Annotated in this window: 12 protein-coding genes; 6 read left to right on the forward strand and 6 right to left on the reverse strand. The window is 62.4% G+C overall.

Annotation, left to right across the window (positions count from 1 at the left end):
* Position 1: 1 nt before the first annotated feature.
* Positions 2-1,402 (reverse strand): aspartate ammonia-lyase, encoded by a 1,401-nt coding sequence (locus PLO63_05275; protein ID HOI73542.1) that lies wholly within the window; start codon positions 1,400-1,402, stop codon positions 2-4.
* 313 nt (positions 1,403-1,715) lie between these two features.
* On the opposite strand from PLO63_05275, the gene PLO63_05280 reads away from it, so the two are divergent.
* The 6 genes from PLO63_05280 to PLO63_05305 all read left to right on the forward strand — a co-directional run bounded on the left by PLO63_05280 (position 1,716) and on the right by PLO63_05305 (position 12,724).
* On the forward strand, positions 1,716-3,299 hold the full coding sequence (locus PLO63_05280; GenBank protein ID HOI73543.1) for a class I SAM-dependent DNA methyltransferase: 1,584 nt from the start codon (positions 1,716-1,718) through the stop codon (positions 3,297-3,299).
* Positions 3,300-3,702: 403 nt separating this feature from the next.
* Positions 3,703-4,935, forward strand: coding sequence for a restriction endonuclease subunit S (locus PLO63_05285; GenBank protein ID HOI73544.1), 1,233 nt, complete (start codon positions 3,703-3,705; stop codon positions 4,933-4,935).
* Between the two features lie 11 nt (positions 4,936-4,946).
* The gene (locus PLO63_05290) at positions 4,947-5,927 is read left to right on the forward strand and encodes a DUF4268 domain-containing protein (protein HOI73545.1); all 981 of its coding nucleotides are present in this window, start codon (positions 4,947-4,949) and stop codon (positions 5,925-5,927) included.
* Positions 5,928-6,201: 274 nt separating this feature from the next.
* Complete coding sequence (locus PLO63_05295; protein HOI73546.1) at positions 6,202-8,277, forward strand: RecQ family ATP-dependent DNA helicase; 2,076 nt, start codon at positions 6,202-6,204, stop codon at positions 8,275-8,277.
* Positions 8,274-9,584: a DNA-processing protein DprA gene (locus PLO63_05300; protein HOI73547.1), complete on the forward strand. Its 1,311-nt coding sequence runs from the start codon at positions 8,274-8,276 to the stop codon at positions 9,582-9,584. The genes PLO63_05295 and PLO63_05300 overlap by 4 nt, the downstream gene beginning before the upstream one ends.
* Entirely contained in the window at positions 9,581-12,724 is a 3,144-nt protein-coding gene (locus PLO63_05305; GenBank protein ID HOI73548.1) for a type I restriction endonuclease subunit R, read from the forward strand. The genes PLO63_05300 and PLO63_05305 overlap by 4 nt, the downstream gene beginning before the upstream one ends.
* A 21-nt stretch (positions 12,725-12,745) precedes the next feature.
* Here the strand turns inward: PLO63_05305 and PLO63_05310 are convergent, their stop codons facing one another.
* The 5 genes from PLO63_05310 to araH form a co-directional block, all read right to left on the reverse strand.
* A complete protein-coding gene (locus PLO63_05310; protein HOI73549.1) occupies positions 12,746-14,776 on the reverse strand; it encodes a DUF4387 family protein in 2,031 nt (676 codons plus the stop codon).
* A gap of 220 nt (positions 14,777-14,996) precedes the next feature.
* Complete coding sequence (gene galE / locus PLO63_05315) at positions 14,997-15,980, reverse strand: UDP-glucose 4-epimerase GalE (protein HOI73550.1); 984 nt, start codon at positions 15,978-15,980, stop codon at positions 14,997-14,999.
* The gene (locus PLO63_05320; protein HOI73551.1) at positions 15,920-17,038 is read right to left on the reverse strand and encodes a UDP-glucose--hexose-1-phosphate uridylyltransferase; all 1,119 of its coding nucleotides are present in this window, start codon (positions 17,036-17,038) and stop codon (positions 15,920-15,922) included. Before PLO63_05320 ends, galE begins: the two co-directional genes overlap by 61 nt.
* A complete protein-coding gene (gene galK / locus PLO63_05325; protein HOI73552.1) occupies positions 17,038-18,243 on the reverse strand; it encodes a galactokinase in 1,206 nt (401 codons plus the stop codon). Before galK ends, PLO63_05320 begins: the two co-directional genes overlap by 1 nt.
* Positions 18,240-19,259: an L-arabinose ABC transporter permease AraH gene (gene araH, locus PLO63_05330; protein HOI73553.1), complete on the reverse strand. Its 1,020-nt coding sequence runs from the start codon at positions 19,257-19,259 to the stop codon at positions 18,240-18,242. The genes galK and araH overlap by 4 nt, the downstream gene beginning before the upstream one ends.
* Positions 19,260-19,261: the final 2 nt, after the last annotated feature.

A 19,261-nucleotide genomic window follows, 5' to 3' on the forward strand; every position in this document is an offset into this window, starting at 1 on the left:
GTCACTTCTCTTTCCGGTATCCCAGGGCGGTGAGCGACCAGGGCGACAGAATCCGGTCGATCCTTTCTTTTCCCAGCTTTTCCTCCAGGAAGGTCCGCATTGTCCGGCCCGCAAGGAGTCCCTGTGTCTCCAGGTCGCGGTATTCCCGGATCAGTCCGGTCGCCCGCACATAGCCCAAATGGGGGACAAGGGCCGTCACCAGCATGGGGCTCCGGTCGAAGGTCCTCCGGCAGGCCTCTTCATCCGCTGCAATGCCCAGGACGTGCTCCGCCAGGAGCGCATCAACCCTGGCCAGGAGGTCCAGCGAGCCCAGGAAGGCATCCGCCGCCAGCGGGAGGAATTCGCTGATCTGGCCGGTGCCCCGGCTCAGCGCGTCCGAGACGATCGCGTCGTTGGCGAAGACCCTGAGGCCCGCCTGGATCACCGCCTCCGGCAGGACGGGATTCACCTTGCCCGGCATGATGGACGAACCCGCCTGGAGGTCCGGCAGGCGGATCTCCCCGAGGAGATTCAACAGGCGCAGGTCTCCGGCGATCTTGACGAGGTTGGCCGCATGGGCCTTGAGAACGCCCGAGACTTCCACGAGGGGATCGGCGAAGGCCGTCTCGCCCGCCAGGTTCTCTCCCCGGGAGAGGCCCTGCCCCGTTGCCTCCCGGAGCTTTTCGATGACCAGGAAGATATAGTCCCGCGGGGCCGCGAGTCCTGTTCCCACGGCGGTCCCGCCCAGGTTGACCACCCGGAGCCGCTCCTCCCCCTTGAAGGTCCGCCAGCGGTCCCGGGAGATCGCCTCGGCGAAGGCGGCGAACTCCGCCCCGAGGGTCATGGGCACGGCGTCCTGCAGCTCCGTCCGTCCTACCTTGACGATGGCGCCGAATTCCTTTTCCTTTTCCTGGAAGGCTCCCTGGAGGTCCGCCGCGGCTCGGCTCAGGCTCCGCAGTCCGAAAATCCCGGCGACCTTGACGGCCGTGGGGTAGGTGTCATTGGTGGACTGGTGGAGATTGACATGCTCCAGGGGGTGGACGAGGGCGTAGTCGCCTCTCCGGCCCTCCAGGATCTCGATGGCCCGGTTGGCCAGGACCTCGTTCAGGTTCATGTTCGTGGATGTCCCCGCCCCGCCCTGGAGGGCGTCCACGGGGAACTGACCGGCAAGCCCGCCCCCCGCGACTTCGTCGCAGGCCTGCTCGACGGCCCGGGCCCTCTCCGCATCCAGGTGACCCGTTTCGGCATTGGCCAGGCAGCAGGCCTTCTTGACCAGGGCATAGGCCCGGATCAGCCCGGCGTTGACGGTCCTCCCGGAGAGGGGAAAGTTGCGGACCGCCCGGAGGGTGTGGATCCCCCAGTACGCATCCGCCGGGATCTCCAGCTCGCCCAGAAAGTCCTTTTCGATGCGCGTCGAATTCATCCGATGTCTCGCTGCATGCCTTCGTTGGTGCACGTATCGCATCTGTGCGCCGGCAGCCGTTATAAGGGACCTCGAACGGTCCGGTGCAGTCCGCCTCGTAATCATGGGTGCCCGTCGTTTATATACGACCGTCCCGCCGCTGTCGAGGGGGGAATAAGGCCCGGACAGTCGTCGAAACCGCGTCTCTGCTATGGACATCATCCTGGGAAATTTCCGCCCGCTTTCTTGACACTGCCCCCCGCTTTCTGTATCGTCCCGGTATCCTCAATCGCTCCACGGTATTGATTTCCCTTTCGCCCTGATGAGGTATCCCGTGCCCAGACCCAGGAAAAACTCCGGCTCCAAAACAAGCAACGGCGCCACCGTCGGCTATGAAGCGCAGCTCTGGCAGATGGCCGACGCCCTGCGGGGCAGCATGGACGCCGCTGAATACAAGCATGTCGTCCTCGGCCTCATCTTCCTGAAGTACATCTCCGACGCCTTCGAGGAGAAGCACACCGGCCTCGTCGTCGAAAAGGCCCAGGGCGCCGACCCCGAAGACCCGGACGAATACCGGGCCGTCAACGTCTTCTGGGTGCCCCCGGAGGCGCGCTGGCCGACGCTGAAGGCGCGGGCGAAGCAGTCTACCATCGGCCGCCTCGTGGACGACGCCATGGCGGGCATCGAGCGGGACAACCCGGCGTTAAAAGGCGTGCTGCCCAAGGACTACGCCCGGCCGGCCCTCGACAAGGAGCGCCTCGGCCAGCTCATCGATCTTGTCAGCAACATCAAAATCGGTGACGAGGAGAGCCGGTCGAAGGACGTCCTCGGCCGGATCTACGAATACTTCCTGTCCCAGTTCGCCAGCGCCGAGGGGAAGAAAGGCGGCGAGTTCTACACGCCCCGATGCGTGGTCAAGCTCCTGGTTGAGATGATCGAGCCCTACCGCGGCCGGGTGTACGATCCCTGCTGCGGATCCTCGGGCATGTTCGTGCAGTCCGTGGAGTTCATCCGCGCCCACGCCGGGGGAAATGGAAACGGCGGCAAGGCCAAAGCCGACATCTCGATCTACGGTCAGGAGTCGAACTACACTACCTGGCGGCTGGCGAAGATGAACCTCGCCATCCGCGGCATCGAGGGCCAGATCGCCCACGGCGACACCTTCCACAGCGACTGTCACCCGGACCTGAAAGCCGACTTCATCCTCGCCAATCCCCCCTTCAACATCTCCGACTGGGGCGGGGAGCGCCTGCGGGAGGACAAGCGCTGGGAATACGGTGTGCCGCCGGCGGGCAACGCCAACTACGCCTGGGTGCAGCACATCGTCCATCACCTGGCACCCGCGGGTGTAGCCGGATTCGTCCTTGCCAACGGCTCCATGTCCTCCAATCAGTCCGGTGAGGGGGAGATCCGCCGGAAGCTGGTCGAGGCCGATCTTGTGGACTGCATGGTGGCGCTGCCGGGCCAGCTCTTCTATTCGACACAGATTCCCGCGTGCCTCTGGTTCCTTGCCCGGGACCGGAAAAACGGCAGGTTCCGGGACCGGCGGGGGCAGGTGCTCTTCATCGACGCCCGCAAACTCGGGAGCATGGTGGACCGGACCCACCGGGAGCTGACCGACGGGGACATCGCCCGCATCGCCGGAACCTACCACGCCTGGCGCGGCGAGAAGGAAGCCGGGGAATATGCGGATGTTCCCGGCTTCTGCAAGAGCGCCGCCCTGGAAGAAGTCCGCAGGCACGGCCACGTCCTCACCCCCGGCCGCTATGTCGGCGCCGAGACCCGGGAGGACGACGGCGAGCCCTTCGAGGAGAAGATGAAGCGCCTTACCGCCCAATGGCGGGAACAGCAGGCCGAGGCGGCGAAACTGGACAGGCTCATCAAGGCCAACCTGGAGGAGCTCGGCTATGGCGTTTGATCATGAAAATCTATTTCAATACGGGACTCCATGATCTCCTCTCTCATTGACATGTCGATGCCGGCGACACGTTTTCCGAACGTGTCCAAAAAAATGGATTTTATGGACACGTTTTTCGAAAGTGTCCATGCCGTGGACATGTTCGGACGGACCCGACCCGTCGCGAGGCTGGATGGCGATGCCGCTGCTGACCGGAAGGAGATTGGGTATGGCGGGTGAGATGCAGGGGCATCGTATGCATAATATCTCTGGTAGTGGCAAGTCTCACTCAGATACGTGTCGATATTCATCCCATTTATCGACACGTTTTCTGAATATGTCGATGACGTCGATATGAGGGAGCATGCACGTACCACCAAGTAGTTATGTGGGGATAGACACAACAATTCAAAGGAAGTTGGTTATGGCTAGTGATTGGATCGATACAACAATCGGTGAGCAAGTCACGCTCCAACGAGGTATAGACATCACGAAAGCTGAACAACGCTTTGGAGCAATTCCTGTGGTCTCTTCGGGTGGATTTTCTAGTTGTCACGATACTGCTGCATCGACTGGTCCAGGGGTGATCCTCGGAAGGAAAGGTGTTGTAGGTAGCGTTTACTACGTCCCGTCAGACTATTGGCCGCATGACACCACTCTATGGGTGAGAGATTTTCACGGAAATGATCGGCGCTTTGTTTACTACTTTTTCAAATGGTTAGCACCACGACTTTCTACCATGGATGTCGGTTCGGCGAATCCGACGCTGAATCGGAACCATGTGCATCCAATTGAAATACGATGGCCGGCTAAAGTAGATGAACAACGTGCCATTGCCCACATCCTCGGTTCTCTGGACGACAAGATCGAACTGAACAGGAGGATGAACGAGACGCTGGAGGCGATGGCACGGGCGCTCTTCAAGTCCTGGTTCGTGGACTTCGATCCCGTCCGTGCCAAGTCTGAAAGCCGTGATCCCGGCCTCCCAAAGCATCTTGCCGATCTCTTCCCGGACGCCTTCGTGGACTCGGCGTTGGGGGAGATTCCGAAGGGGTGGGTGGTGAAACCATTTACGGATATGGTTGAAATTATTGGAGGTGGAACACCAAAAACCGCAGTGCCCGAATACTGGAATGGCGATATCCCATGGTTTTCAGTTGTCGACGCACCAAGAAAAGCAGATGTCTGGGTCATTGATACCGAGAGAAAGATAACAGAGCAGGGGATTGATTATTCCTCGGCTTGTGTCCTCCCGGTAGGAACGACAATCATTACCGCTCGTGGAACGGTTGGCCAGATTGCTCTTGTAGGAGTGCCAATGGCCATGAACCAGTCCTGCTATGGTTTATACGACAGAACAGGAAACCAGGGGTTGTTTAACTATTTCAGAATCTTTGAATTGGTCGTAATTCTAAAACAGAGGACGCATGGATCTGTGTTCGACACGATCACTCGCGACACTCTTGCCAGCGTCCAGGTTGTCTGTCCGACTACCAAACTGATCGATGTTTTCGAAATACAGATTGGACCTGCTTTAGAAAGAATTCGTGCTAATCTTTTCGAATCCCGAACCCTTGCCGCCCTCCGCGACACGCTGTTGCCCAAACTCATTTCGGGCGAGCTGCGGATCAGGGACGCCGAACGCTTTGTAAATTGATGGAGGGAGAAATGAGCGCAAATCCCCTTGGTCGTTTGCAGAAGGTACCCCTGCGAGAGGTCTGGTCGTCCGAGTCAAGCGAATTCACACCCTGGCTGGCAAAAGAGGAAAACCTGAATCTTCTGGGCGAGACCATAGGCATCATCCTCGAACTGGAAGCACAGGAAAAGGACGTTGGGCCGTTCAGGGCCGACATCCTGTGCAAGGACACCGCCACGGGTGAATGGGTGCTGATCGAGAATCAGCTTGAGCGCACCGATCATACACATCTCGGGCAATTGCTCACCTATGCTGCGGGGCTGAATGCCGTCACCATTGTCTGGATTGCAGGACGTTTTACCGACGAGCACCGGGCCACCCTGGACTGGCTGAACGAACGCACCGATGAAAAGATAAATTTGTTCGGCCTTGAGATTGAACTGTGGCGGATCGACGATTCGCCAATTGCGCCGAAGTTCAATGTGATCAGCCAGCCGAACGACTGGTCGCGAACGGTGCAAAGAGCGGCCTCCAGTGGAGAGATTTCAACGCACAAGCAACTACAGGTTAGATTCTGGACGGCATATAAGCAATACTTGGAAGATAAAGGCAGCTCTCTTCGTAGTCAGAAACCGTCACCGCAAAATTGGACCTACCATTCAATCGGGAAATCGGGCACTTGTCTTGCGTCCGTCATATCGCTCTGGAGCTCCGAGACGGGGATCAAAGATCCGGAGATCAGGGCAGAATTGTATCTGGATGGACAAAATGCAGTACGGGAATTTGCTCTCCTGGAGAAGCAAAAGGAACGCATCGAAACAGAACTCGATTTTCCAATGATTTGGTTCAATCCGGAGAAAAAAGCTACACGGAGGCTATATACGAGAATTAGTGCGGATTTCACAAATGAAGCGTTGTGGCCGGAACAATTTGAATGGTTGCGACAACGATTGGAGAAAATGCAAAAGGTGTTTGTACCCATTGTGAAATCCATGAAGGTGAATCCGGAGTAATGATCATAGGGGCGTTGTTACGGATGTCAATCATCAAGAATACAGTTTGGGGTACCTGATGATGAGAGGTTATATGGCAGCCAGCATTTGTAGGCTGTAGAAGTGATAAACGATGACCAAAATATAACCAGCGGCGTGATGAAGGAGAGAGATTGAAGGCACAGATCGTGGGAGACTTCGCTGGATTCCAGCTACTTGAAACCATCCGCCGTATCGTCGTCATAGGGCGCCGGTTGGCAGGTGCTGACCGTCGTCACCAGATGGAGTTACCCTCATGACCTACCGGCCTGAACGGGCGCTGGAACTCCTCCGGATCGGCACGGGTCTGGCCGGCGCCGTGTTCCGCCAGGGCCAGGAAGAGGCGATCCGCCATATCGTGGAAGGTCGCGGGCGGCTGCTGGTGGTTCAGAAGACCGGGTGGGGCAAGAGTTTCGTCTACTTCATCGCCGCCCGGCTGCTGCGCGAGCAGGGCCAGGGGCCGGCGCTCTTGATCTCGCCCCTCCTTTCCCTGATGCGCAACCAGATCCTGGCGGCGGAGCGCATGGGCGTCCGGTCGGCCACAATCAATTCCGACAACGAGGATCGATGGGCGGAAGTCGAAGCGGCCATGCAGCGCAACGAGCTGGATATCCTGCTCATTTCACCCGAGCGCCTGGCCAATGAGCGATTCCGCACGGAGGTGCTGGCGGGCGTGGCGGCGCGCGTCAGCCTGCTGGTGATCGACGAGGCGCACTGCATCTCGGATTGGGGGCACGATTTCCGGCCGCACTACCGTCTTATCGAGCGCATTATCCGCAATCTCCCGCCCAACCTGCGGCTGTTGGCGACCACGGCGACGGCCAACAACAGGGTGATGGATGATCTACTGACGGTGCTTGGGCCGGAGCTGGCCGTTTCCCGTGGCGACCTGAACCGTCCTTCTCTCGCCTTGCAGACCATCCGTCTCCCGGGCCAGGCCGAGCGGCTGGCCTGGCTTGCCGGCCAAGTCCCGACGCTTCCGGGGCACGGGATCATCTATACGCTGACCGTGCGGGACGCGGAGTTGGTTGCCGAATGGCTCAGATTGTGCGGGATCGACGTGGAGGCATACACCGGCCGGTCGGGCGAGCGGCGTCCGGAACTGGAGCAGGCCCTCCTCGGCAATCGGGTGAAGGCGCTGGTGGCGACGACGGCGCTGGGCATGGGCTTCGACAAGCCGGACCTGGCGTTTGTGATCCATTACCAGACGCCGGGGTCCGTGGTCGCCTATTACCAGCAGGTGGGACGGGCGGGACGGGCGCTGGAGGCCGCCTACGGCATTCTGCTCAGCGGCGAGGAAGAAACGGACATCACCGATTATTTCATCGCCGGGGCGTTCCCGACCCGGGAGGAGGTACGACAGGTACTGGAGGTCCTGGAAAGCAGCGCTGAAGGCCTTTCTCTGCCGCAGTTGCTGGGCCGGGTCAATATCAGCAATGCACGCATCGAGAAGACAATCGCCCTGCTCTCCCTGGAGTCCCCCGCGCCCATCGTCAAGGAGGGAACGCGCTGGCAGCTCGTCGCGACCACGCTGAGCGAGGAATTCTGGCGGCGGGCGGAGCGCCTGACGGAGCTCAGGCGTTCGGAACAGCGGCAGATGCAGGAGTATGTGAGCCTGGCATCGGGGCACATGGCCTTCCTGATTTCTGCGCTGGACGGGGATCCGTCTTCCGTGGATCCTCCCGTCCTGCCGCCCCTGTCTGTCGTTCCGGACGAAAAAAAGGTCCGCGATGCGGAGGCGTTTCTCCGCCGGACGAGCCTGCCCGTTGAACCACGCAAGAAATGGCCGGCGGGCGGTATGCCGAGCTATGGACTAAAAGGGTTCATTGCCCCGGAGCATCAGGCCAGCCCGGGAAAAGCGCTGTGCGTCTGGGGCGACTCCGGATGGGGCGGGCTGGTGCGCCGCGGCAAGTACTCGGAACGGCGCTTTGCCGACGACCTGGTGGAGGCGACAGTGCAGCTTGTCCATGAATGGAATCCGCAACCCTCTCCGGCCTGGGTAACCTGTGTGCCGTCGCTGCGTCATCCGGATCTGGTGCCGGACTTCGCCCGGCGGGTGGCGGCAGGGCTTGGACTGCCGTTTCACGCCATTCTGGTGAAGACGAGTGACCGCCCCGAACAGAAGACCATGGCCAACAGCGTACAACAGGCAAGGAATATTGATGGATCTTTGGGCATCGATGGGCAGGAGCTTCCTCCGGGACCCGTTTTCCTGGTGGACGATATGGTGGATTCGCGCTGGACGCTGACCGTCGGGGCCTGGCTGCTCAGGAAGCACGGCAGCGGCGAGGTTTTGCCTCTGGCGCTCTCCCTGACGGGGTTTGGAAAATGACAGCTCAACTTTCATCCAATACGCAGGCCGTTCTCCTGCTGACGGCACCGCTGATGACGGGGCGCGCCCTGCCCTCGCCGGATGTTCTGTCGCCGGGGGAATACAAGCGCCTGGCAAGGTTCCTCATGGAAAGGCAAAAGGAACCGGCGGACCTGCTCGGTGTTGATTCGGGAACGCTCCTGAAGGAATGCACTTTCTTGGACGGCACCCGGCTCGCCCGCCTGCTGGAGCGGGGTTTCCAACTGAGCCAGGCGGTGGAGCGCTGGCAAAGCCGTGCGATCATGGTCATGAGTCGCGCCGATGCGCCGTATCCGAAACGACTGAAGGATCGGCTCCGGGAAGATGCGCCGCCCGTCCTGTATGGGTGCGGCGACATTTCGATCCTGGAGACAGGCGGGCTGGCGGTGGTCGGTTCCCGCCAGGTGGACGCTGCGCTCATTGAATACACGGAGGCGGTCGGGAGGCTGGCGGCGGCGGCCAGACGCACCATCGTTTCCGGGGGAGCGCGTGGCGTCGATCAGGCGGCCATGAGCGGCGCCCTGGAATCGGGCGGCAGGGTGGCCGGGGTCATGGCGGACAGTTTAGGACGGGCGGCCCTGGTCCGGGAGCACCGGAATCTCCTCATGGAAGGCCAACTGGTCCTGATCTCTCCGTATGACCCGGCGGCCGGATTCAACGTCGGCCACGCCATGCAGAGGAACAAGCTGATCTACGCCTTGGCAGACGCGGCCTTGGTCGTAAACGCCGACTACAACAAGGGCGGCACCTGGGCCGGAGCGGCGGAACAACTGGATAAGCTCCGCTTTGTCCCGCTTTATGTCCGGAGCGACGGTGAAACGGGAAAGGGGCTGGAGGCGCTGAGACGGAAAGGCGCACTTCCTTGGCCGAACCCCGTAACGCCGGATGAGCTCGTGCAGACGCTGGACGCGCCGGCGGATCGGTTTGAGGAATTCCGGGAACAGGTTCCGTTGAGCTTCTCCGGGACCGGCGAAGCGATGCCCGCTTACCGGGGCGAAAGGAAGGAGCCGCCGCCATCCGCATCCCGGGAAGAAACCATGGCGCCATCGATTTCTTATCCCGCGGAGTTTCTTTTCGCGGCGGTGAAATCACTGGCTGAACAGATGCAGGCTGCGAAAACCGAGGCGGAGATCGCCAGAGAGTGGAACGTTTCGAAGGCTCAGGTAAAGGCCTGGTTAAAGCGCCTCATCGAGGAAGGCGTGATCGAAAAGAGCGGCCGGCCCGTTCGTTACCGAGCCGTTTCGTCGAAGGCAAAGCAGGTCTCCCTCTTCGATAAGGGGATCGAATGACGACTTTTACCGAATCCGTCGTTGAAGAGGCCGCCCTTGCCTGGCTGGAGGGAGTCGGCTGGACCGTCCGGCATGGCGTCGGGATCGCACCGGGGGAGCCCGGGGCGGAGCGGAGCGATTACGGGCAGGTGGTCCTAGAGGGACGGCTCCGCGACGCGCTGGCGCGACTGAATCCGGAGTTGCCAACCGAGACCCTGGAGGACGCCTTCCGGAGGCTGACCCGTCCGGAGGGCGCCGATTTGGTGGCGAGGAACCGGCATATGCACCGCCTCCTCGTGGACGGGGTGACGGTGGAGTACCGCACCGCCGCCGGGGAGATCCGCGGCGCCCAAGCGCGGGTGATCGATTTCGACCGGGCGGAGGCCAACGACTGGCTCGCGGTCAACCAGTTCAGCGTCGTGGAGAACAAGCGCAACCGCCGGCCCGACGTCGTGTTCTTTCTGAACGGCCTGCCGCTGGCGGTCATGGAGCTGAAGAACCCGGCCGATGAGGAAGCCACCGTCCGGACGGCCTACAGGCAAATTCAGACATACAAAACCGAGATTCCGTCGCTGTTTGCCGCGAATGCGCTCCTGGTCGTCTCCGACGGCGTGGAAGCGCGCGTCGGGACGCTGACCGCCGGGAGCGAGTGGTTCAAGCCCTGGCGCACCGTGACGGGGGAAGGCCTGGCGAATCCGGCCCTCCCGGAGCTGCAGGTCATGATCGAGGGTGTCTTCCTGCCGCGGCGCTTTCTCGATCTCGTGCGCGATTTCATCGTCTTCGAGGATCCGGGCGACGGGGTGGTGGTGAAGAAGATGGCGGGCTATCACCAGTTCCACGCCGTGAAGGCGGCGGTGGACGAGACGTTGCGGGCCGCGGAAATGCGCCGCATCGCGGAAAACGGAGTCGCGGAGACCGGCCGCTACGAAGCCGGCCGCCGGCCCGGGGGCAAACCGGGCGACCGACGCATCGGCGTCGTCTGGCACACCCAGGGGTCGGGCAAGAGCCTCACCATGGCCTTCTACGCGGGACGCATCGTCCGCGAGCCGGCGATGGAGAACCCGACCATTGTGGTCATCACCGACCGCAACGACCTCGACGACCAGCTCTTCGGCACGTTCGCCCGCTGCCGGGAACTCCTGCGCCAGCCGCCGGTGCAGGCCGGGAGCCGGGAGCACCTGCGGGAACTGCTCTCGGTGGAGGCGGGCGGCGTCATTTTCACGACCATCCAGAAGTTCTTCCCGGAGGAAAAGGGCGACCGGCATCCGGCCCTTTCCAACCGTCGAAACATCGTGGTCATCGCCGACGAGGCCCACCGCAGCCAGTATGATTTCATCGACGGGTTTGCGCGGCACATGCGGGACGCGCTGCCCCGGGCCTCCTTCATCGGCTTCACCGGAACGCCCATCGAGCTGCATGACGCCAACACACGGGCCGTCTTCGGCGACTACATCAGCGTGTACGACATCCAGCGGGCCGTTCAGGACGGGGCGACCGTGGCGATCTACTACGAGAGCCGGCTGGCGAAGCTGGCTCTGGACGAGGCGGAGCGGCCGAAGATCGACCCGGACTTCGAGGAGGCCACGGAAGGGGAGGAAGTCGAGCGCAAGGAGAAGCTGAAGACGAAGTGGGCGCAGCTGGAGGCCGTGGTCGGGGCGGAGAAGCGCCTGAAACTCGTCGCCCGGGACATCGTCGATCATTTTGAAAGGCGGCTTGAAGCCATGGACGGCAAGGCCATGGTGGTCTGCATGAGCCGGCGCATCTGCGTGGAGCTGTACCGCGAGCTGGTGCGGCTCCGCCCCGACTGGCATCATGAGGACGACGCAGAGGGAGCGATCAAGGTCGTCATGACCGGTTCGGCCTCCGATCCGGTTGACTGGCTGGGGCACATCCGTAACAAGTCGAGGCGCGAATCGCTGGCGAAGCGCTTCCGGAGCGACACCGATCCGTTCCGGATCGTCCTGGTTCGCGACATGTGGCTCACCGGCTTCGACGCGCCGAGCCTGCACACCATGTACTTGGACAAGCCGATGCGCGGCCACGGGCTCATGCAGGCGATTGCGCGGGTGAACCGGGTTTTCCGGGACAAGCCGGGCGGGCTCGTGGTTGACTACCTCGGCCTGGCCCAGGAGTTGAAGGCGGCGCTGGCGACGTACACGGAAAGCGGCGGCACGGGGCGCACCGCCATTGACCAGGATGAGGCGGTCGCCCTGATGCAGGAAAAGTACGAGATCTGCCGCGGTCTGTTCCATCCTTTCGACCGGTCGAAGTGGACGACCGGGACGCCGGTTGAGCGGCTGGCCCTCCTGCCGGCTGCCCAGGAACACATCCTGAAGCAGGAAAACGGAAAGGACCGTTGCCTCCGCTCCGTGCGCGAGCTGTCGCAGGCCTTCGCGCTGGCGGTGCCGCATCCCGAGGCGCTCGGCATCCGCGACGACCTGGCGTTCTTCCAGGCGGTCCAGGCGGTCCTGGCCAAACGGGCGCCCGGGGATGAACGAAAAGAAGAAGAGATCGAACATGCCGTCCGGCAGATCATCGCCCGCGCCGTTGCGCCGGCAGGGGTCATGGATATCTTCGCCGCGGCGGGCCTGGCCAGGCCCGACATCTCGATCCTCTCGGAGGAATTCCTGGCGGAGGTGCGCGGGATGCCGCAGCGCAACCTGGCGGTGGAGCTCCTGGAGAAGCTCCTCAAAGGGGAACTCCGTACCCGCCGGCGGAAAAACGTCGTGCAGGCGCGCTCCTTCGCGGAGATGCTGGAGCGGACGATCCGCCGCTACCAGAACCGGGCCATCGAGGCAGCCCAGGTGATCGAGGAATTGATCCAGCTTGCCAGGGAGATGCGCGAGGCGAACGCCCGCGGTGAGGCGCTCGGACTTTCGGAGGAGGAACTGGCCTTCTATGATGCGCTGGAGACGAACGACAGCGCGGTGAAGGTGCTGGGCGACGAGACGCTGCGCACGATCGCGCGGGAGATCGTCAGCACCGTGCGGGCCAACGTGACCATCGACTGGACCCTGCGGGAGAACGTCCGCGCTCAGATGCGGGTGCTTGTCCGGCGGATCCTGCGGAAATACGGGTATCCGCCGGACAAGCAGGAAAAGGCGACGCAGACGGTGCTCGAACAGGCGGAACTGCTGTCGGGTGAATGGGCATCTACCTGAAAGACCATAACAATCCCCACCCTACCGGTAGATCGGCACGCTCATCCGCTCGATCTTCATCTGCTGCTGGGCGCCGAAGACGTCCGGGCTGCCGGGCGTGCCGGAGATCCGGTCCCGGTAGCGGGAGATCTTGACGGCGAAGCACGGGTCGGCGCGGAAGGTTCCCATGATGCGGTCTTCCGGCACGCCGAGCGTTTTCGCGATCGCCCCCTTCGTGAAGGCATTCGACCGGAGGGCCTGCCGGTATTCCTCCTCCGATTTGAAAAAGACGTCGTAGGTGATCGTGTTGATCCCCGCGTCCTTGGAGCGCAGCACCTGGATCATGTCGAGGAGCGGCCGGGATTCGACGGGCTCTCCCGAATGCGCCACCGGTTCGATGGCGTCCACGACGCGGTCGTCCAGGCTCCCGGGATAGTCCGTGAGGCCGATCGGCGCGTATGCGGGCCGCATCTCCCGGATCGGGCGCCAGTCCCGGCCGTTCGCCTCGAACAGCCGGATCGGAAACAGGTGCTCCCGGATCGCCTCCTCATTGTTCCAGAGGTGAAAGACGCTCCAGGCGTAGCTGTCGGCTCCTTCCAGACGGAGGAAGGACGGACGGCCCGGGTCACGGTACGCCTCCGCCTGCTTCAGGTCCTCTTCGTGACGCCTTGCGGCCTCCTCGGCGGTCTCCTCCACTGTCTCAAGAAACAGCAGCGGCTTCTCCGGGCCGGCGATGATGAAATCGACGGTGCACCCCGCGTAGATGGCCGGGTACTCCTCTTTGGCGAGGGCCAGGATCTTCCGGAAAATGTCTTCCCTCTGCTCGATGAAGCGCGGCTCCCTCGTCCCCGCCAGGACGAGAGCGGTATGGGTGCCGTCCGCTTCCCGGAAGACGACCTCGCTGGGCGACATGGGAAACGCCAGGTTTCCCGCTGTCGTGATGCGGCCGGGATACCCGAAGTGCAGCATGAAGCCCTTCAGGACCGTAGAGAGCGCCTCGACGCCGTCCCTGTCGGGTCCGCTGACCTTGAGCAGGATGCCGATCTCCTGTTCTCCCGGGAGGAGGCGGCTTCGCTCCACGGCGTTCAGGCCATAGACGAGGTGCCGGTCGAGGAAGGGATCGCGGGAGAGGGCGGCTTCCCCTTTCAGGGGCAGGAAAGAGACCAGCCTTTTGCCGATCTTCCGGCTGCCCTCGATCTTGACGGTAAGCGGGCTGTGCACGAAGGCGGCGTTCCGAATTCCGGCGGTCCGGTCGCTGTCCTGGAAATACTCCGTCCGCTGCATGACCAGGACGCCCTCGGGGTAATACTGCAGGCAGGGGTGGCTTTCTTCGTAGAGCGCGTGGGCGGCGACGGAATAGACCGTGGCCTTCCGCTCGGGGTTCGGGGGGATGAAGACGACGCTTCCGTCGTCCCGGAACTCTGCAATCAGGTAGTCGCTGGCCGAGCCGGGATCGCAGGCGATGGCGCCGCATTCCAGGATGTGGGCCGCCTGGAAGGCCAGGCCCGGGTCGATCCCGCGCCGGACCGGGTCCGCGGCGAAGATGGACACGTCGCAGGAGCGGCCGCAGAGAACGATCTGCGCCCCCGCATCGAGGGCGGTGATGTACGGGGCGATGCCCATCTGGGCGACCAGACGGCTGTTCCGTACATCGTCCTCGGTCAGCGCCGGTATGGACCCCAGGGGACGCAGCTCGTCGATGCGGCCGATCAGCAGCCTGTTATCCACGTGCCCGTCCACGACAGCCACCCGGAGGCCCCTCGCGTTCTCCTCCTCGAAGATTTCCCGGATGAGCTCCAGCATGAAGGCCAGGTGGGGCTCGTCGCCGGCGAGGCCGAGGCTGCCGATGAGGAGCGGGCAGTTCATCCGGAGGGCGGCCCGGAGGAGCAGGGTGAAGTCGCGTTTCAGGGACGCCGGCTTCATGTAGGATTTCCCCGTTCCCAGGTAATAGGGGCCCGGGTCCATGGAGCCCGCGTCGGCCCCTATGAGGTCGATCTTCATCTTCATGGCTTCTTCCCAGGAGGATTCGGGACAGCTGTAGCCCAGCTTGGATGCCAGGATGCGGTAGCTCATGATGTCTCCTTTCGTTTCACGATGGCTCGGGTGGATTCGCCGTATTATCCTTCCGAAGGTCCGGCCGGCGGTTGAAAACGGGTCACCGCCCTTTTCGAAACGTGGCATGAAGGTCAGGGATCACGATATAGGACCGTTTGGCGAATTGCGCAACGGGTTTGCTTTTGGGCGTCTCGATCTGCGAGCGGTGTGACGGAGGCGATCGCCGTCCCTGAAGACATCAGGCATCCCCGTAGCCCATCGGATGGGCCTGCCGCCAGAGCCAGGCGCTCTCGATGATGTCATCGAGGCCGGAGTGCTTCGGTTCCCAGCCCAGTTCCCTGCGGATGCATTCGCTCCCTGCCACGAGGATTGCGGGGTCGCCGGGACGGCGGGGTTCCTCCGCAACGGGGACGGGGTGGCCCGTCACCCGGCGGGCGGCCTCGATGACCTGCCGGACGGAATATCCCTGGCCGTTACCCAGGTTGTAGCGCAGGGAACGGTTGCTTCCCAGGGCCTCCAGGGTCAGGAGGTGCGCATCGGCCAGGTCCTCGACATGAATGTAGTCCCGGATGCAGGTTCCGTCCGGGGTCGGATAGTCCGTCCCGAAAACCTTGATGTGGGGACGCTTTTCCAGGGCCGCGTCCAGCACCAGAGGGATCAGGTGGGTCTCGGGGCGGTGGTCTTCCCCAAGGCGGTCGGAGCAGCCGGCGGCGTTGAAGTAGCGGAGGACGGCGAAGCGCAGGTCCCGCTGCCGGTCCAGCCAGTCCAAAGCCTGCTCCACCATGAGCTTGGCCTGGCCGTAGGCGTTGGTGGGCTTCTGGGGGTGGGACTCGTCGATCGGCGTGTAGCGGGGTTCGCCATACGTGGCGGCGGTGGAGCTGAAGACGAATGTCCCGATTCCCGCCCGGAGCATCGCCTCCAGGAGGATCATGGTCCGGGCGGTGTTGTTTACAAAAAATCGTTCCGGGAAGGCCATGGATTCGCCGGCCTCGATATAGGCCGCGAAATGCATGACCGCGTCTACGTGCCCCTCGCCGAAGATCCGTGACAGAAGATCCATGTCGCCGCAGTCTCCACGGACGAAGGCCGCTTCGGGGCGGACCGCCAGTCGGTGGCCCTTCTCCAGCGTGTCCAGCACGGTGACCCGGTGGCCTTCCCGGATCAGCAGGTCGACGACATGGCTCCCGATGAATCCGGCTCCACCGGTGACGAGAACGTGCATTCGGAACTCCCGGAGTAATCCTGCCGCTGTTTATAGTGAATCTCGGAGCATTCCCGAAGCCTTGCAGCAGCCTGCTCCGCCGTCATATCGCGCCCGGGCATGCCGAGCATTTCAAAGCCCACCATGAATTTCCGAACCGTGGCGCTCCTGAGGAGTGGCGGATAGAAATGAAGATGGAGCACCCATTCGGGGTGTTCCTCTTCGTCGAAAGGCGCTTGGTGGAAGCCCATGCTGTAGGGAAAACTGATTTCGAACAGGTTGTCGTAGCGGGTGGTCACACGCTTGAGGAGATCCGCCAGGGCCAGCCGCTCCACCGCCTCCAGTTCCTGCAGGCGGGACACGGGACGGCGCGGGATAAGCAGCGTCTCGAAGGGCCAGAGCGCCCAGAAGGGAACCATGGCCGTCCAGTGCTCGTTTTCCGCCACGATGCGAACTCCGGCGGTCCTCTCCTGGATCAGCACGTCCAGCAGCAGGGGACGGCCGTGGGTCTGAAAATACTGCCGCTGGCAAAGAAACTCCTTGGCGGGCTCCGTGGGGATATGCTCCGTGGCCCAGATCTGGCTGTGGGGGTGGGGATTCGAACAGCCCATGATTTCGCCTTTGTTCTCGAAGATCTGGACGTAACGGATGGAATCCCGGGCGCCCAGGATGGCGGATTCGTCAGTCCAGGCGGCGAGAACGGCCTCGATCTCCTCGATGCCGAGTTCCGGCAGGCTGAGATCGTGGCGCGGGGAAAAGCACACGACCCGGCAGACTCCCCCTTCCGCCTCCGCCGACAGCAGGCCGTATTCGTATCGCTCGGGCCGTCGGTGCAGCCTGGGCTGGAGTGCCGCAAAATCGTTGTCGAAGGCGAATGTCCCTTCATACGTCGGATTCATGCGGCCTCCCGCCCGGGCGTTGCCGGGGCAGAGATAGCAATTCGGATCGTAGGCCGGGCGGCCGACCTCGGGGATTTTTTCCCGGAGTCCCTGCCAGGGACGCTGATCGCGATTGGGACTCACCAGGATGGATTCGCCGGTCAGGACATTGAGCCGGCGATGGGAGCGGTCTGAGAACATCAGGTTTCCTCCGTTGTACCGTTGTCGATGCGGCAGATGTGGATGACGGGAGATTTCTTCAGGCGGTCGCGGAAAACGGCCGCCATGGCCTCCCGGAAGCGGCCCAGGGCGGTTTCCTCCACCAGGTTGATCGTGCAGCCGCCGAACCCCCCGCCCATCATGCGGCTCCCCAGGACGCCCGGCACCGCCATGGCCGCCTCCGCCAGGATGTCGATCTCCGCGCAGGAAACCTCGTATTCGTCGCGCAGGCCCCTGTGGGTTGCGTTCATGAGGGTACCGACGGCCTGCAGATCGTTCCGTTCCAGGGCCTCGCAGACCTCCAGTACACGCCGGTTTTCCTCCATGATATAGCGGCATCGCCTGTATACCCGGGGATCCAGGCGATGCCGGACCGCCTCCAGCATGTCCGGAGTGGCATCCCGGAGACTCCAGACTTCCGGGAAAGCCTCCGCCAGCACGGTTACGCCCGCCTCGCACTGGGCCCGTCGCAAATTGTATTCGCTGTTCCGGAGAGTTCGCCGGACCTGCGAGTCGCACAACACAACGCGTACGTCGCTCCGCTTGAAGGGCACATATCTGTGGCTGTAGCTCCTGCAGTCCAGATGAATCAGGGAATCCTTCCTCCCAAGCATGGATGCGAACGGATCCATGATTCCACAGGCCACGCCCACAAAGCGGTTCTCTGCCCGCTGGCAGAGACGGGCCAGGGCCACGGGATCCATGACCAGGCCGTAAAGCGCGTTGAGGGCGAAGGCGAGGCTGCATTCCAGGGCGGCGGAAGAGGACATGCCGCTTGCGATGGGTACGTTTCCCCCGAATGCACAGTCCACTCCCTGGACCTTCCGGCCGTCCGCAGCCAGCTCAGCATAGATTCCCAGGAGATAATTGGCCCAGTGAGACTCGGAATGGGAGAGTTTGTCCAGGTTCAATACCAGGGTATCGTTCAGGTCCACGCTGTAGAAACGGCAGAAGCGGTCCCGGCGGGGACTTGCAGCAAGCCAGATGGCCCGGTCCACGGCGCCTGGCAGGGCGAAGCCCAGATTGTAGTCCGTGTGCTCGCCGATGAGGTTCACGCGGCCGGGGCTGCGAACCACAATGGCAGGCTCTCCGAAGTGGCGGCGGAAGGCCTCGCGAATTCGCCCGGCTTGATCCCCGGCGGCCATGGACGGATGATTTCCGGGAGAGAGGGCCTGAAGCTCCATCATCGCATCACCGCCGACTGGTTGTGCTGCTTGAACTGATCCAGGAGGATGGCGATGATCAGAATGGAGCCCCGGACTACGTACTGATAGAAGGTTTCGACGTTCAGCAGGTTGAGTACGTTCTGGACCGTTCCCATGATGAGGACGCCCGCGAGCAGCCCTTCGATCGTGGCGATGCCGCCCAGCAGGGAGACGCCGCCGAGAACACACGCCGCGATCACATCCAGCTCCAGCCCCAGGGCGACGTTTGGCTGCCCGCTCGTCATGCGGGACGACAGGATGACTCCGGCGATTCCGCAGACGAACCCCTGCAGGGTGAACGCTGCGTTCTTCATCCGGGAGACATTTATTCCCGCCAGGCGGGACGCTTCCTTGTTGCCGCCGATGGCCAGGATGTTTTTCCCGTAGGATGTGCAGTTCAGCAGGATTCCGAACACGATGAAAATCAGGATGGTGATCCAGATTGGGTTGGGAATCCCGAGAACCGACTCGTTGCCCAGGGCAAAGAACTCCGGGACGGTGATACCGATGGCGATGCCGTCGGAAACGATCATGGCTCCGCCCCGGACGATCTGCATGGTCGCCAGGGTGCAGATCAGGGGGTTCAGGTTGAAGACGGCGATCAAAGTGCCGTTCAGCAGCCCCACGGCCCCCCCGCCGATCACTCCCGCCAGGGCCCCGATATAGACATCGCCGGTCTGGTTGATGACCGTGGCGGCGATGATGCCGGAAAACGCGACAATGGAGCCAACGGAGAGATCCAGGTCTCCGGCGGCGAGGATGAACATCATGGTGCAGGCGATCATGCCGATCGTCGTGATGGACAAGGCCAGTCCGATCATGTTCCGCAGGGTGAAGAAGTAGGGCACGAAGACCGAGCATGCGATGAACATGACGACATAGACCACCACCATTCCGGAGTTCGCCCAGATGTTCTTAAAAAACCCGTTGATCCGCGTCTTCTTCAAATCCCATACGGCCGCTGCCGATTCCGCCTGTTGTTCAATGATTCTGTTCATAA

The organism is Syntrophales bacterium, from assembly GCA_035363115.1.
GTDB lineage: Bacteria > Desulfobacterota > Syntrophia > Syntrophales > PHBD01 > PHBD01.